Genomic DNA, 14,288 nt, shown 5'->3' on the forward strand with positions numbered 1-14,288 from the left:
GGCATGTCCATCTTGCATACGACGATCAACCCGCGCTCGGCCGAGTTCAGTATCAACCGTGACGCCATGCTCAAGCAGGTCAATGCCTTGCATGCCCTGCTTGAGCAGGTGCAACAGGGGGCGGGGCCAAGGCGCAGGAACGGCACACTTCACGGGGCAAGTTGCTGCCACGCGAGCGTATAGATCGCCTGCTGGACAGCGGTTCGCCCTTTCTGGAGCTGAGTCAGTTGGCGGCTTACAACGTGTACGGCGAAGACGTCCCGGCTGCCGGAATAATCGCCGGTATTGGTCGGGTAGAAGGCGTGGAATGCATGATTGTGGCCAACGATGCCACTGTCAAAGGCGGCTCGTACTATCCGCTGACGGTCAAAAAACACCTGCGGGCGCAAACCATCGCCGAGCAGAACCGCTTGCCCTGCATTTATCTGGTGGACTCCGGTGGTGCCAACCTGCCGCGCCAGGATGAAGTGTTCCCGGACCGCGAGCACTTTGGACGCATCTTTTTCAATCAGGCGAACATGAGCGCGGCGGGTATCCCGCAAATTGCCGTAGTCATGGGCTCGTGCACGGCTGGGGGGGCTTATGTGCCCGCCATGGCCGACGAAGCCATCATGGTACGTCAGCAGGCGACCATCTTTCTGGCCGGCCCGCCGTTGGTTAAGGCTGCCACGGGTGAAGTCGTCAGCGCCGAAGATTTGGGCGGCGCCGATGTGCATTGCAAGATTTCAGGGGTCGCCGATCATTACGCCGACAGCGACGAACATGCGCTGGCGCTGGCCAGGCGCAGCGTCGCCAACCTCAACTGGCGCAAGCTGGGCCAACTGCAACAGCGAACTGCGCTAGCCCCGCTGTATGGCCGTGACGAGTTGTACGGCATCGTTCCGGCCGATGCCAAACAGCCTTTTGATGTGCGTGAAGTGATTGCCCGACTGGTGGACGGGTCGGTGCTCGATGAATTCAAGGCCCTGTTCGGCACCACGCTGGTGTGCGGCTTTGCGCATTTGCACGGCTATCCGGTGGCGATTCTGGCCAACAACGGGATTCTGTTTGCAGAGGCCGCACAAAAAGGCGCGCACTTTATTGAGCTGGCGTGCCAGCGCGGTATTCCGTTGATCTTTCTGCAAAACATTACAGGCTTTATGGTCGGTCAAAAGTACGAAGCCGGGGGCATTGCCAAGCACGGGGCCAAATTGGTCACTGCCGTCGCATGCGCCAAGGTACCGAAGTTCACCGTGATCATCGGCGGCAGTTTCGGGGCCGGTAACTACGGGATGTGTGGCCGCGCCTACGATCCGCGCTTTCTGTGGATGTGGCCAAACGCCCGAATTGGCGTGATGGGTGCCGAACAGGCGGCGGGCGTGCTGGTACAGGTCAAACGTGAACAGGCTGAGCGCAATGGTGTGGCGTTCTCGGCACTGGACGAGGCCGAGATCAAACAGCCGATTCTTGACCAGTACGAACACCAGGGCCACCCCTACTACTCCAGCGCTCGGTTGTGGGATGACGGCGTGATCGACCCGGCGCAAACCCGCGACGTCTTGGCGCTGGGCTTGTCGGCGGCACTCAATGCTCCGATTGATGCCACACGCTTTGGCGTGTTCCGGATGTAAGCCCTCGCCTCTTAAAGGACTGACAAACATGATCGATTTCAACACGCTCGAACTGCACACCGATCCCCGGGGTTTTGCCACCCTGTGGTTGAGCCGTGAGCAAAAGAACAACGCTTTCAACGCCGAGATGATCCGTGAGCTGATTCTTGCTCTGGATGCCGTGCAATCGGATCCGACCCTGCGCTTTTTGGTTCTGCGCGGGCGTGGCAAACATTTCAGCGCAGGCGCCGATCTGGCCTGGATGCAGCAATCGGCCGAGCTCGACTATCACACCAATCTCGACGACGCCCGCCATCTGGCCGAATTGATGTACAACCTTGCCAAACTGAAAATGCCCACCCTGGCCGTTGTGCAAGGTGCGGCCTACGGCGGAGCGCTGGGCCTGATCAGCGCCTGCGACATGGCCATCGGCGCGGATGACGCGCAGTTCTGTTTGTCTGAAGTACGCATCGGCCTGGCGCCTGCCGTGATCAGTCCCTTTGTGGTGCAAGCCATCGGTGAACGTGCGGCGCGGCGCTACGCCCTGACCGCCGAACGCTTCAGTGGCCATCGTGCCCGCGAGCTGGGCTTGCTGTCAGAATGCTACCCCATCGCCGAGCTTGAGCAGCACATCGACCACTGGATCGAAAACCTGCTGCTTAACAGTCCGCACGCCATGCGTTCCTGCAAGGACCTGCTGCGCGAAGTCAGTCATGGCGCACCGACTCTAGCCATTCGCCGCTACTGCGAAAACGCCATTGCACGGATTCGGGTCAGCCCTGAAGGCCAGGAAGGCTTGCGTGCCTTTCTGCAAAAGCGTGCTCCCAGTTGGCAAGCCAATCCAACGACTCAGGAGCCGCGCCCATGACCGCCTCTGGTATTACCTCTGTGCTGGTCGCCAACCGTGGCGAGATCGCCTGTCGGGTCATGCGCACGGCCAAAGCGATGGGCCTCACAACCGTCGCCGTCCACAGCACTACCGACCTCGATGCGCGGCATTGCCGCGAAGCTGATATCTGTGTGGACCTGGGGGGGAGCAAAGCCGCCGACAGCTACCTGAAAATCGACAAGATCATCGCAGCGGCGAAGACCAGCGGGGCTCAGGCCATTCACCCCGGCTACGGTTTTTTGTCGGAAAACGCAGGCTTTGCCCGCGCCATTGAAGCGGCCGGACTGATTTTTCTCGGCCCGCCGGCCAGTGCCATTGATGCGATGGGCAGCAAGTCTGCGGCCAAGGCCTTGATGGAAGTCGCAGGCGTACCCTTGGTGCCGGGCTATCACGGCGCAGATCAGGACCTGGAAACCTTTCGTGTGGCGGCAGAGCGCATCGGCTATCCAGTGCTGCTCAAAGCCACGGCGGGGGGTGGCGGCAAAGGCATGAAAGTCGTCGAGGAGGTCAGCCAGCTGGCGCAGGCACTGGCCTCGGCGCAGCGTGAAGCACTGTCATCTTTTGGCGATGCGCGGATGCTGGTTGAAAAGTACGTGCTCAAACCCCGTCATGTGGAAATACAGATTTTTGCCGACCAACACGGCAACTGCCTGTATCTCAATGAGCGTGACTGCTCGATTCAGCGTCGCCACCAGAAGGTCGTGGAAGAAGCGCCAGCACCGGGCCTGAGCGTCGAGCAGCGCCAGGCCATGGGTGAGTCTGCCGTGAGAGCGGCACAGGCTATCGGCTATGTGGGTGCAGGCACCGTAGAGTTTTTGCTGGATGCGCGAGGCGAGTTCTTCTTTATGGAGATGAACACGCGCTTGCAGGTTGAGCATCCGGTCACCGAAGCCATTACCGGGCTGGATCTGGTGGCCTGGCAAATCCGTGTGGCCCGTGGTGAAGCGCTGCCCATGACCCAGGCGCAAGTGCCTTTACACGGCCACGCCATCGAGGTGCGCCTGTACGCGGAAGACCCAAGCAATGACTTTCTTCCGCAAACCGGACGCCTTGAGGTGTATCGCGAGTCGGCTGCCGGCCCGGGAAGACGCGTGGACAGTGGCGTCAGCGAGGGTGACGAGGTTTCACCGTTTTACGACCCGATGCTGGGCAAACTGATTGCCTGGGGAGAAGACAGGGAGCAGGCCCGCTTACGGTTGCTGGCGATGCTCGATGAATTTGCCATAGGTGGCCTGAAAACCAACCTGAGCTTTTTGCGTCGTATCATTGCTCATCCCGCCTTCGCCGCAGCTGAACTCGATACCGGGTTTATCCCGCGCTACGAGGATCAATTGCTGCCTGCTGCACAGCCGCTGCCTGCAGCCTTCTGGTCGGCAGCCGCTGAAGCCTTTAATCAGAGTCAGCCCCCACGAGTACGCGACGATGACCCGGCGTCACCCTGGTCCGCACGCAACGGCTTTCGTACCGGCCTACCCGCCCAAACCTTGCTGGCATTGGCCTGTAATGGCGAGCAACAGGTCATCCATCCAAGTGGTAACGCCGCCACCTTGTGTAATGAACAGCTAGTCATCGAAGCGGGCGGAGTAAGGCGTCAGCACTTGGCCGTTCGCCGGGCAGATGCGCTTTACCTGCGGTGGAACGGTGAGCTGCACTGCGTGCGCCTGCACGACCCGATCAGTGCCGTGGATGCCAGTCACACGGCCCAGGGCGGCCTCACAGCGCCCATGAATGGCAGTATCGTGCGAGTGCTGGTTGAAATCGGACAAACCGTCGAGGCTGGCGCTCAACTGGTGGTTCTTGAAGCCATGAAGATGGAACACAGTCTGCGGGCGCCCCATGCGGGCGTGGTGAAAGCCTTGTTCTTCCAGGAAGGCGAAATGGTCAGTGAAGGGGCTGCGCTGGTCGAACTTGAATGAAAAAAGGCGGATACCGACATCGGTATCCGCCTTTACTACAGCATTTGAAATACACCTCTAAAACTTGACTGTCGCCTGTACCACTACCCCGATGATCCGGCAGTTTTCATCAAACAGGGTCTTAGGATAGGTCGGGTTAAGTGGCTTCAGGTAACGTTGACCGCTCTCTTCGATCAATTGCCGAAATGTGCTCGCCTCTGACTCCGGTGTCAGGGCTATGACCATTTTGCCTGGCGTGGCCTCAATGTCCGGGTCGACCAGAATCATCATCCCTTGCGCGATGCTGACCCCCACCGGAGCGGTCATGGCATCACCCGTCACCTGCAACCAGAACGCAGCCCCTTTGGCGTAGTGATCACTCACCTCAAATATCGTGCCGGGCGGTGCAGCATAGCCAGCCTGCAGCTTCTCGCTGACCTGACCTGCCGTGACCCAGTCTCTCACCGGATAGCGGAATGCCGAGGTGATCTCGTAGGTGTATTCGTCAGCGCCAGGCTTGTCGCCTGCGTCACTGCGCTCACGAATTACCAGCGCGACTTCAAGGTGCTCGAGCCCAAGGGCATGCAACACGTTGTTCATCGTCGGCAAGTCGGGTTGGCGGCGTTTATTGAGCCAATGGCCGACTCCGCCCTGGGAAGCCCCGACGCGTTCGGCTAGTTTTTCTTGCGTGAGTTTTAGTTCGCGCAATTTGGTTCTGACTAAAGCGATCCATTTATCCATCTGCCGAACAATACGGATTGAATTCGACTCAACAATACACACATTGTATTATTTAACTTGAATATGAAAATACTTACTGTACTAATATTGGTTGGCTGATTCGATAAATTCCTGAAACGCAGGCAAACCATGACTCCAATTACAAAAACCCCGCAGAAAAACGAGTCCGATTCCGAGCTCGAATCCTTAAAGGACACCGTCGCGACTCAACGTGCGCTGGACTATTATTTGAAACCATCTGTTTCTCAGCACACGGTTGAAAAAAAAGTGTTCCTGGTGAGCAGTGACGTGAGCCAGGAAGAAGCCTTGGTCCATGCGTCAGATTATCTGCGATGTGCAATTGCCAGCGCTCAAGGCGCCGCCGAACATCAGCAAGGACCTCAGCGTGACCTGCTGATGAGCCTCCTGTTCTTCATCGAATCATCCAAGCAACTGGTGGACAGGGCGATCGATGTGCAGCAACTGGCGGCCCATTGATGCAAGAGCAGGCGCCGGCTGCCCGATACTGACACCCGCGCCTTTCTCATCAAGCGTTGAGACGTTCGTGTGCGAGGCTATCGGCGATGCGCGTGGTGTTCTGATCCTCGGCTTTGGCCCTTAGAAAGATCTGACGCAGAGTTTCTCCAATGCCTTCCACGTGCTGACGAACCTGCTCGGGCGTGCCTCCGTTGTACTCGTAGGACACGTCAATAATACCGCCCGCGTTGATCGCATAATCCGGTGCATGCAGACAGCCCCGACGCCACAGCTCATCGGCATGTGAGGCTTTGGCCAGTTGATTGTTGGCAGCACCGGCAATGACTGGCGCACGCAGTAACTGCAAGGTTTCATCATTGATGATTGCGCCCAGCGCGCAAGGCGAGAACACATCGACGTCCAGCCCGTAAATGTCTTGTGCTGTCACTGCGTGAGCGCCCAGCTCGTCAACTGCGCGACGCACGTTGGCCTCCTGAATATCGTGGACCCACAGCTCAGCCCCCGCCTCCTTCAATTGCCGGGCGAGGTTGAAGCCCACTTGCCCAAGCCCCTGTACGGCCACACGCAGCCCCGTCAGGTCACTGCGGCCAAGACGTTGCAAGACCGCTTCACGCAAACCGATAAACACCCCGAGCGCCGTTGCAGGAGACGGATCACCGCTACGGGTACCGCCCCCCAGCTGCTCACGCGTGCCAGCACCCACTACATGACGAGTGCGCTGGCCCATAAGAGCCATTTCGGTGACCCCGGTGCCCGAGTCAGCAGCCGTGATGTAACGCCCACCCATGCTTTCGACAAAACCACCCATGGCCTGGAACAGCGCTTCGTTCTTGTCCTTGCGCGGATCACCAATGATCACCGCCTTGCCCCCGCCCAACGGCAACCCGGCCAGCGCCGATTTGTAAGTCATGCCACGGGACAGGCGCAATACATCGTTCAAGGCTTGCTGCTCATCGGCGTAGGGCCACATGCGGCACCCGCCCAGAGCAGGGCCAAGACGGGTGTTGTGCACCGCAATGATGGCTTTGAGGCCAGTGGCCTTGTCATGGCAGAACTGGACCTGTTCGTGATGATCGAATTCGGGGTGAGTAAAAATCGGCATTGCATTCTCTCTCTTGTTATTAGCCTGGGAAACGAGTCAGACCGAGAAGTCAGTATCTGACCCAACGCAGGGGTGCGAAGCAAAAGAGTGAAGGTTTTGCCTAGGATTTTTCTTTCTAATTTGTAGGATTTCTTCTGCTAATCTGCATGAATCGTTCAAAAAAAATAAGAAATCAGATCAATTCATGCAGATTAAATTAAGCGCTATTGACCGTAAGATTCTTCGCCTGCTGCAACACAACGCCGACCTGTCTGCCGCCGAAGTGGCGGAACACGTGGAGTTGTCGCAATCGCCCTGTTGGCGTCGCATCCATCGATTGCAAGAGGAAGGCGTAATCGAGCGAAAGGTCGCCCTGCTCAATCCGAAAAAGCTTGGGCTCAATGTGGTGGTGTTCGTCAATGTGCGGCTATCCGGACATGGACGACGTCACCTGACCGAGTTTGAAGAAGCGATCACCGATTACCCCGAGGTGATCGAGTGCTACACGATGGCAGGCGACATGGACTATTTGCTGAAAGTGGTTACCCACGACATAGACAGTTATGAACGTTTTTTGCGCGATCACTTGTTACAGAAGCCGCACGTCCAGGAAGCCCACTCGAATATCGCCATGAGTGAAGTCAAACGCACCACTGAATTGCTGCTGGACTAGGGGTAAAGGTCGCGAGATAGAGCCTTGGGATGGGATAAGGAAATTTAATTTCCAAAAAGCGCGGGAAAATACTTGCTTTGCAAATGATAATGATTACTATTGCATGCAGCTGGTCGCGAGATCAGTCGATAATTCAAAGGACCTTAGGTCGGTCTTTTGAATTACCTCCTCATCAGGCTAATCACGGTTATTTGACCCGGCTTCTAGCCGGGTCTTTTTTTTGCGGCCAGTTATCTGGCTCTGCGTGCTTCAGGCTAATGAAGTCTTGTGTGCGGCCGGTTTTTTCGGTGACCGCTACGATGCCGACGATGATAGCAAAAGAACATCGGGAAACGGAAGCCTGAAGTCCTGGACTATGGCCGTAATGGCAATCTAGCACTTGAGAATCAATCGCAAAAACCCTACACTTGCGCAGCGTCAAGGACGACGCCCCCCTTCGCTTTTTCCTTCAACTTATTGTCCAAAATTCCGTATTGGCCTATAGCCATAGCGATGTACAGTAACGCCCACAATTATCAGATTTCGGGATTTTGACGATGACTGTGGCGCCCTCTTCACTTCATATCAGCAGCGACTTCGACAGCGGCAATATCCAGGTGCTGGATGCCAGCAACCCGCTGCAGGTAAAACTGGCCATCAGGCCGGATACCAAGAGCCCACACTTTCAGTGGTTCCACTTCAAGGCCGATGGCCTGACCCCGGGGCACACTCACCACTTTCAATTGAGCAATGCCGGCCAGTCTTCCTACAACAAGGCATGGGATGGCTATCAAGCGGTGGCTTCATACGATCAAGAAAACTGGTTCCGGGTCCCGAGCGAATTCGACGGTACATCGCTGAACGTTCACCTTGCCGCCGAACAGCCTCAAGCCTGGTTTGCCTACTTCGAACCCTATAGCCGCGAACGCCACGATCAGTTGATCAAAAACGCCTTACAGTGGTCAGGTTGCCAATTGCTGGCCACCGGCAAAAGTGCCGAGGGTCGCGATATCCAGTTGCTGCGCAAAGGCAACGGCGCCAGCCACAAGCGCAAGATCTGGATCATCGCCCAGCAGCACCCGGGCGAACACATGGCCGAATGGTTTATGGAAGGAATCTTCGAACGCCTGGAACAGGGCAGCGATCCACAGATGCGCAAGCTACTGGACTTTGCCGACTTGTACCTGATCCCGAACATGAACCCGGACGGCGCGTTTCACGGGCACTTGCGCACCAATGCCAACGGCCAGGACCTGAACCGGGCCTGGCAAAACACCAGCCCCCAGATCAGTCCTGAAGTGTTCTTTGCCCTGGAGCAAATGACTCACTACGGCGTTGACCTGTTTCTGGATATCCACGGCGACGAAGAAATCCCCTATGTGTTCACGGCAGGCTGCGAAGGCAATCCTGGCTACACCCCACGCCTGGCGACCCTAGATGAGCGTTTTCGTAGTCACCTCAGCGGCCTGACCAAAGATTTTCAGACCACCCATGGCTACACCCGTGACGAACCCGGACAAGCCAATATGACCCTGGCCTGTAACAGCGTCGGCCAGCGCTTTGACTGCTTGTCATTGACCCTTGAGATGCCGTTCAAGGACAACGACGATGCGCCGAACCCCCAGACCGGCTGGGATGGTAAACGCTCAAAGCAGTTGGCCAAGGACGTGCTGACCACCCTGTCGGCCATGGTCAAGGAACTGCGTTAAAAACTCACGTCCAGCACCACGCTGTCGGAGTAGTTACCGGCTGGCGGCGTGGCCTGATCGGTATAGATCCTGGCGTTGTAGTTGAAAATCTGACTGCCGCTGCCCAAGCCGGTTCCGGGATTGACCTCGGCAGTCGTACTTGCACGCCGGGCAGCGCCAACGCTGCCCCAGCGGGTAGTGCCGGCACTCTGAAAAATGTCGTAGGCCAAATAGTTGCCGCCGGACATCATCTGCCGCCTCCCTCCCACGCTGACGGGGTGCGTGCCATCGCCCAAACCGACCGTATAGGCACTGCCCTTGGTGCAGTTGACACTGACGGTCTGGCTTACTGTTGAAAACGCGCTGACCACCGGTGCGCTGCCAAAACTGATCGAGGGTGCGCTGATGGTGCAGTCGTTGGCCACCGTCATGCTCACTGTCAGGGTGCTGATCTTGTTGGAGCCCGTGTCATATCCCAGGCAAATCCCCAACACTCCCAGCCCGGTGCAGTAGGACCAGTCCCAGCGAACATTCAGGGTTTCGGTGTAGACGCCAGCCGCCACGTTGTTGGCTGCGGTGGTGAAGTACAACGGGATCATACTGGGGGCCGTAGCACCCAGTAGACCATTGCTGGAAAAGTCGAATGCCTGGCCACGGGTGATGGGCTTCGCGATGCTGTTACTCGCATAAATGGTGTAAGCAATAACATCCCCGGTGGGGCCAACCATGCCGGAGTTGGAGGACGTGATCGTGGCCTTGAAATACGCTTCACCGAGCAGCGAAATCCCCCCGGCGGTGCAGGTCAGGCCCGCATTGGAGGATGACGTGCTTTGAGCCGCAGTGCGTACCAGAGTCGAGCTGATCGGGCCATAACTGGCCGGGCTGGCGACCCCCGCAACAGTGCAGCCGGCTTTGGCTTCGAACGCTGCCAAACAGCACAACAGTCCCAACCCGATTGCACACTTCATTGGCACACCACTCCCTCAATCAAGGGTACCTGGTCCGTCTCTGGCGGCAATCCAAACTGCGCCTTGCACGACTGGCCGTCGGGCATGATCACCTGCAGCGAGTTCTGCGCCGCCAGGTTTTCCAGGTACACCAGCCCGTCCCAGCCCACGACCGCACGAGAGCCGTTTTGCTCGTTCAATACCGCACTGCCCAGCGCCAGATCCTGTTGCCGGGCATCAACCAGATGCACGCTGGCAGCCGCCACCCGGCTCAACTGGAACTCCAGTAAATAACCGCTGCCCCGGCGTACAGCCACGCGCTGCTCAACATTGGGGCTGAGGATATTGGCTGCCAGGTTCAGCGGATCAATCTCGTATTTACCGCGGTAATAAGCGCTGCTCCAGGGCACCAGCAAGTGACCGTTCTTGTCGGTATTGCCGATCCACTGGTTTTCGTAACGCACGCCTACATCGGGAAAACCGCCGGTACTGACGACCACAAAAGCATCGTCGATGCGGTTGGCGGCGAATGTTTGTCCGTCCATCCATACCAGCGAGCCGCTGGCATCTGCCCAGCGTGTCTGCTGATCCGACGTGCCATACACTCCTGCCTGCAACTGCACCGATTGCAGCCGCCAGGTCAGATCGGCCTGGCGGTACGCCGGCGCATCACCCTGGGCATAGCCCAGATTGAAACCAACACCCCCCTGGGTCGGGACGCTACGGCTGTAGTTGACCCGTTGTTGCGTCACCCCCGAACTGCTGCGCTCGGTGCCAAAACTGAAGTTGCCGCGCAGATCAAAGGGCACCACGATCTGCGCCTGCATCGCCCAGTTGCTGTCGCCCAATTCACGGTTGGCCGAGACATACAAGCTGCTGCTGAACCACAGCGGCGTGCTCCAGCTCAAGTTGAGCAGGCGCGTGCGTGTAGCATCGGCGGCCACCACATCGAAATACCCGGCCCCCAGACTCCCGAAACGATCCAGATCCACGGCCAGAGTTACTTGCTCGCTGCGTCGGCTGAGGCTGATGTAGTCAGTGTCGATGACCGTCAGGTCGGCGTAGTCGTCAAACCGTTGCAAGCGTTGATAGGCAAAGCTCACACCTTGCGAGCTGTACTGATAGCCCAGGCTCACCTGTCGGCCGCTGCGACCATCGAGCTGGCTTTGACTCACAGCGCTGTTGAGCACACCAAAGTTGCCCAGCTTGAGGTTGCCCCCCACCCCGCCCAGGGTCAGCGAGTCCGAGGCTTCAAGATGGCTTTCAAGCGTCACATTGTTGGTCAGGCCATAACGCAAGCTACCCGATGACACAGCAGGGCCGTAGGCAAAATTTTCAATCCCGTAGCCCCGACGCACACTGCCCGCCGAGACACTAAAGTCACTCAAGCCTTGCTGCAGCAAGGTACTGGTCACATAAAACGGTACGCTGGTAGAAACCTGCCGCCCCAGCGCATCAGTGGTCACCACCACCGCCTCACCGGCACCATTGATAAAAGGGACGTTAGTCAGGGTGTAGGGCCCCGGCTGCAAGTTTTCACTGGAAGACTTGTAGCCATTGATAAACAGATCTACCGACGACGGCACCGCCGCCTCTCCGGAAAACTGCGGCAATGGATAAGTCACCAGATCGGGGCGCACACCAAAATCCCGGGACAGCTGCACACCGCCCATGCGTAGGGCACTGGTCCAGGGCAAGGCGCCACTGATCAGGTCGCCAGCCTCGTAGGTGAGCATTCGTTCATCGTCAGAAAAGCGCCAGGTGGTGTCATAGCGCAGATAGCCGCTGTCCAGCGAGGTTTGCCCTGAGGTAACGATATTGCGCCGGTATTGCCCGGTACTGGACAACGTGCCCCAACTGTCAAACACCCGAACTTCGTTCCAGACGGCCAGATAAGAGCCCGCATCATCGGTGTCATTGAGGTAGGCATCGTAGTTGAACAACGCACCAAAGCTGCTGACGGCCTCGCTGTGCGGCAAGGTCGAGCGCCCCAGCACTTGCTCGGGCAACCAGTCGGGCGGCACATCCAGCAACAGGCGCTGGCCCTGTATGTCGTACTCACTGTGCAAGCCCGGCACACTGTCCAGGCCTACTTCCTCTGGTGGTGTGAGGGGCAGGTGTATCCCGGCCTCCTGTAGCACACTCGCTTGCAGATACAGTTGACCTGCACGCTGCTGCACCTGCACCAGGCGTCCTGTGTTCATTTGGTTAACCACCAGTTCCAGATAGAGCTGGGCATCGGCAACAGCCTCCATGCTGGCGGGAGGTGGCGGCAATTCACCTGCCTCAGTCGATGGACCCCAGAGCGCACTGCACAGACCGATGCAGACGCACACCAGGGACCTCCTCACTTCCACGCCCAAGCTTTCAATGGCCGCTCCTTGCTACCACTTCCCCCCTGCGCAACAACCTTGAATGCCGGGCGAGCATGCCAAGGGCGATTGCCGAAGGTGACTTGCGAAAACGGGTCGATGCCCGGGTTATTGGCTTAAAGGCACAGTCTGCAACTGCGCTTGGCCATTGACACGGACCTGCAACGCATCGCCCTGAGCCGGTGCCGGCCAGCGCATCGTTGCCCCTGGCAACACGTAACCCAGCAACCCGTCCACGACCGGTTTGGACTGAGCACCCGACTTGAGCGCGGCCTCGGTCAATCGCGCATGTACCGCCCCGCGATTAACCACCTCGACATAAGGCTTGCCGTCGACCTTGACGGCGCGTCCGCTCAATTGCGGCAAGCCCGCACCGCTCGGGTCCCGAGGGCGGCTGGCATCCGGCTTGCTCCACAGCCCCGCGCCATAGGCAAACAACGGCACCGAATAGCGCATCTGCAAGCGGACAGCTGCCGCAGCCTTGTTGCTGCCGGCCTCTGAGGGAGGCAGCGGCATCGGGATCTCGTCAATGATGATGCGGTAAGCGTGCTCCTCGCCCGCCGGAAAAGTCTTGGCCCGGGTCAGGCGAATCAGTTGCTTTTGTCCGGGCTGGATGGTGGCTACAGGGGGGCTGCCAACCACATCGCGCTGGTTCTGGTACTTGTCGTCAAAGCCTTCCTGATTCCAGGCGAATACCCGTATCTGCAAGTTGGCGGGCGTGTCACCACGGTTTTCCAACCACAGGGCACTGGCCTGTTGGTCCGCTTCCAATACCGGATCGATAGGCCAGATCAAAATCGAACTGGCTGCCTGTGCAGACTGGGCCATGCCCAATACCAGCAAGCAAAAGGCCAGCCCCTGAAGTGGCCGTAAAAATGAATGCATAAACAGGCTCCTGATCCTTGGGCATCAATAAGAAATTTGCACCTGCAGCGTGTCGCTGTAGGTGCCCGCCGGCTGGTTGCCCGGCAACACCACATAGCCGTAAATCGGCAGGCTTATAGCGTTGGCATTGGTGTACGGCACGTTGACCGATTGCGCGATACCCAGGCTCTGGGTACGCGCTGCGTCTTGAAACAACTGATAAGCAATCTGCGCAGTACCGCTGCCCATCTTTAAATGCCGTCCGCTGACGTTATTCAAACCGCCATTGACTTGCATGCTTACACTGACCCCCGGCGTGCATTGCAGCGTCACACCACCTGCCAGCGCCACCGTCACTGGCGCGGTGGATAATGCGGAATACGTCCCGAAGCTCAAGGTGCCGTACAGCCCCCCCGTGCTGTTCACCAGACAACCCGCCACGATGCTGGCGCTGACCGGTAGCGCCGCTGTCAAAGCTGCATTCACCGTTGCACTGCCGGTGCACAGCAGCACCAGTGATAGAGCACGCAGCCATGCCACAAGGCTTAAAAAGTCAACACAACAGTAATGGTGTCGCTGTAAGTCCCGGCCGGCAGCCCGGACTTGCCGGTCGCTTTGCCGTAAATATTGACTGTTTGCTCCACACCCGTGCTCAGGGGCAGCGTGACGTTGCCACCGATAGCTACCAGCGTGGTATGGCCCGAGTCGCTGTACAGGTCATAGCCCACGTAATTGCTGCCATTGGCCAATGCCCGCGTGCCTTGTGCCGCCGCTAACCCGTCATGGGCACCCGTGCCGAGAGTGATCGCGGGAGTGGTCCCGGCCGAACACAGCACCTTCAGGGCTCCAGCCCCGCTCATTACCTGAGCGTTCGCGGTGTCGAACAGCGTCGTGGTCGTACCGAAGTCCAGCGCCCCGAACACCGCCCCACCAGCACCCACCACCCCGTTGATCAGGCAACTGCTCGTCAGCACCAACGAGGCATTTACAGTGCCACTCACGGTAGTGACTGCTTGCACCGGGCCGGTCAACATCAAGCCCAACAATGAGAAACCCAGCGTTGATTTAAGTCCGCGCATCTTGCACCCCACTT

12 protein-coding genes and 1 pseudogene are annotated in these 14,288 nt (G+C 58.3%); 6 read left to right on the forward strand and 7 right to left on the reverse strand.

What is annotated here, in order from left to right:
• The first annotated feature begins 3 nt into the window (after window positions 1-3).
• From RGV06_RS07380 to RGV06_RS07390, 3 genes and pseudogenes are all read left to right on the forward strand, one after another.
• Window positions 4-1,610, forward strand: a pseudogene (locus RGV06_RS07380) (carboxyl transferase domain-containing protein).
• A 28-nt stretch (window positions 1,611-1,638) separates the two neighbouring features.
• Entirely contained in the window at window positions 1,639-2,457 is an 819-nt protein-coding gene (locus tag RGV06_RS07385; RefSeq protein ID WP_048351694.1) for a gamma-carboxygeranoyl-CoA hydratase, read from the forward strand.
• The gene (locus tag RGV06_RS07390; RefSeq protein WP_322149727.1) at window positions 2,454-4,394 is read left to right on the forward strand and encodes an acetyl/propionyl/methylcrotonyl-CoA carboxylase subunit alpha; all 1,941 of its coding nucleotides are present in this window, start codon (window positions 2,454-2,456) and stop codon (window positions 4,392-4,394) included. Before RGV06_RS07385 ends, RGV06_RS07390 begins: the two co-directional genes overlap by 4 nt.
• A 57-nt stretch (window positions 4,395-4,451) precedes the next feature.
• Here the strand turns inward: RGV06_RS07390 and RGV06_RS07395 are convergent, their stop codons facing one another.
• Window positions 4,452-5,114 carry a LexA family protein gene (locus RGV06_RS07395; protein ID WP_019828370.1) on the reverse strand — a complete coding sequence of 221 codons (663 nt, stop codon included), beginning with the start codon at window positions 5,112-5,114 and terminating at the stop codon, window positions 4,452-4,454.
• 129 nt (window positions 5,115-5,243) lie between these two features.
• On the opposite strand from RGV06_RS07395, the gene RGV06_RS07400 reads away from it, so the two are divergent.
• Window positions 5,244-5,591, forward strand: a complete 348-nt coding sequence (locus tag RGV06_RS07400; RefSeq protein WP_046810839.1) for a DUF6124 family protein — start codon at window positions 5,244-5,246, stop codon at window positions 5,589-5,591.
• A gap of 49 nt (window positions 5,592-5,640) precedes the next feature.
• Here RGV06_RS07400 and RGV06_RS07405 read toward each other — a convergent pair whose 3' ends face one another.
• Window positions 5,641-6,693 carry a Glu/Leu/Phe/Val dehydrogenase dimerization domain-containing protein gene (locus tag RGV06_RS07405; RefSeq protein ID WP_019828372.1) on the reverse strand — a complete coding sequence of 351 codons (1,053 nt, stop codon included), beginning with the start codon at window positions 6,691-6,693 and terminating at the stop codon, window positions 5,641-5,643.
• A 184-nt stretch (window positions 6,694-6,877) separates the two neighbouring features.
• On the opposite strand from RGV06_RS07405, the gene RGV06_RS07410 reads away from it, so the two are divergent.
• Window positions 6,878-7,345: an Lrp/AsnC family transcriptional regulator gene (locus RGV06_RS07410; RefSeq protein ID WP_019828373.1), complete on the forward strand. Its 468-nt coding sequence runs from the start codon at window positions 6,878-6,880 to the stop codon at window positions 7,343-7,345.
• Window positions 7,346-7,881: 536 nt separating this feature from the next.
• Window positions 7,882-9,033, forward strand: coding sequence for a M14-type cytosolic carboxypeptidase (locus tag RGV06_RS07415; RefSeq protein WP_019828374.1), 1,152 nt, complete (start codon window positions 7,882-7,884; stop codon window positions 9,031-9,033).
• On the opposite strand, the gene RGV06_RS07420 is transcribed toward RGV06_RS07415, so the two are convergent.
• The 5 genes from RGV06_RS07420 to RGV06_RS07440 form a co-directional block, all read right to left on the reverse strand.
• Window positions 9,030-9,980 carry a spore coat U domain-containing protein gene (locus RGV06_RS07420; RefSeq protein ID WP_322149730.1) on the reverse strand — a complete coding sequence of 317 codons (951 nt, stop codon included), beginning with the start codon at window positions 9,978-9,980 and terminating at the stop codon, window positions 9,030-9,032. The two genes, RGV06_RS07415 and RGV06_RS07420, sit on opposite strands and share 4 nt — an antisense overlap.
• Window positions 9,977-12,295, reverse strand: coding sequence for a fimbria/pilus outer membrane usher protein (locus RGV06_RS07425; RefSeq protein ID WP_322149731.1), 2,319 nt, complete (start codon window positions 12,293-12,295; stop codon window positions 9,977-9,979). Before RGV06_RS07425 ends, RGV06_RS07420 begins: the two co-directional genes overlap by 4 nt.
• Before the next feature lie 144 nt (window positions 12,296-12,439).
• Window positions 12,440-13,216: a molecular chaperone gene (locus RGV06_RS07430; protein WP_046810836.1), complete on the reverse strand. Its 777-nt coding sequence runs from the start codon at window positions 13,214-13,216 to the stop codon at window positions 12,440-12,442.
• Window positions 13,217-13,240: 24 nt separating this feature from the next.
• On the reverse strand, window positions 13,241-13,681 hold the full coding sequence (locus RGV06_RS07435) for a spore coat U domain-containing protein (protein ID WP_231984113.1): 441 nt from the start codon (window positions 13,679-13,681) through the stop codon (window positions 13,241-13,243).
• 59 nt (window positions 13,682-13,740) lie between these two features.
• Window positions 13,741-14,274 carry a spore coat U domain-containing protein gene (locus tag RGV06_RS07440; protein ID WP_322149733.1) on the reverse strand — a complete coding sequence of 178 codons (534 nt, stop codon included), beginning with the start codon at window positions 14,272-14,274 and terminating at the stop codon, window positions 13,741-13,743.
• Window positions 14,275-14,288 lie beyond the last annotated feature (14 nt).

It is taken from the genome of Pseudomonas sp. CCI3.1, from assembly GCF_034313985.1.
Lineage (GTDB): Bacteria > Pseudomonadota > Gammaproteobacteria > Pseudomonadales > Pseudomonadaceae > Aquipseudomonas > Aquipseudomonas psychrophila.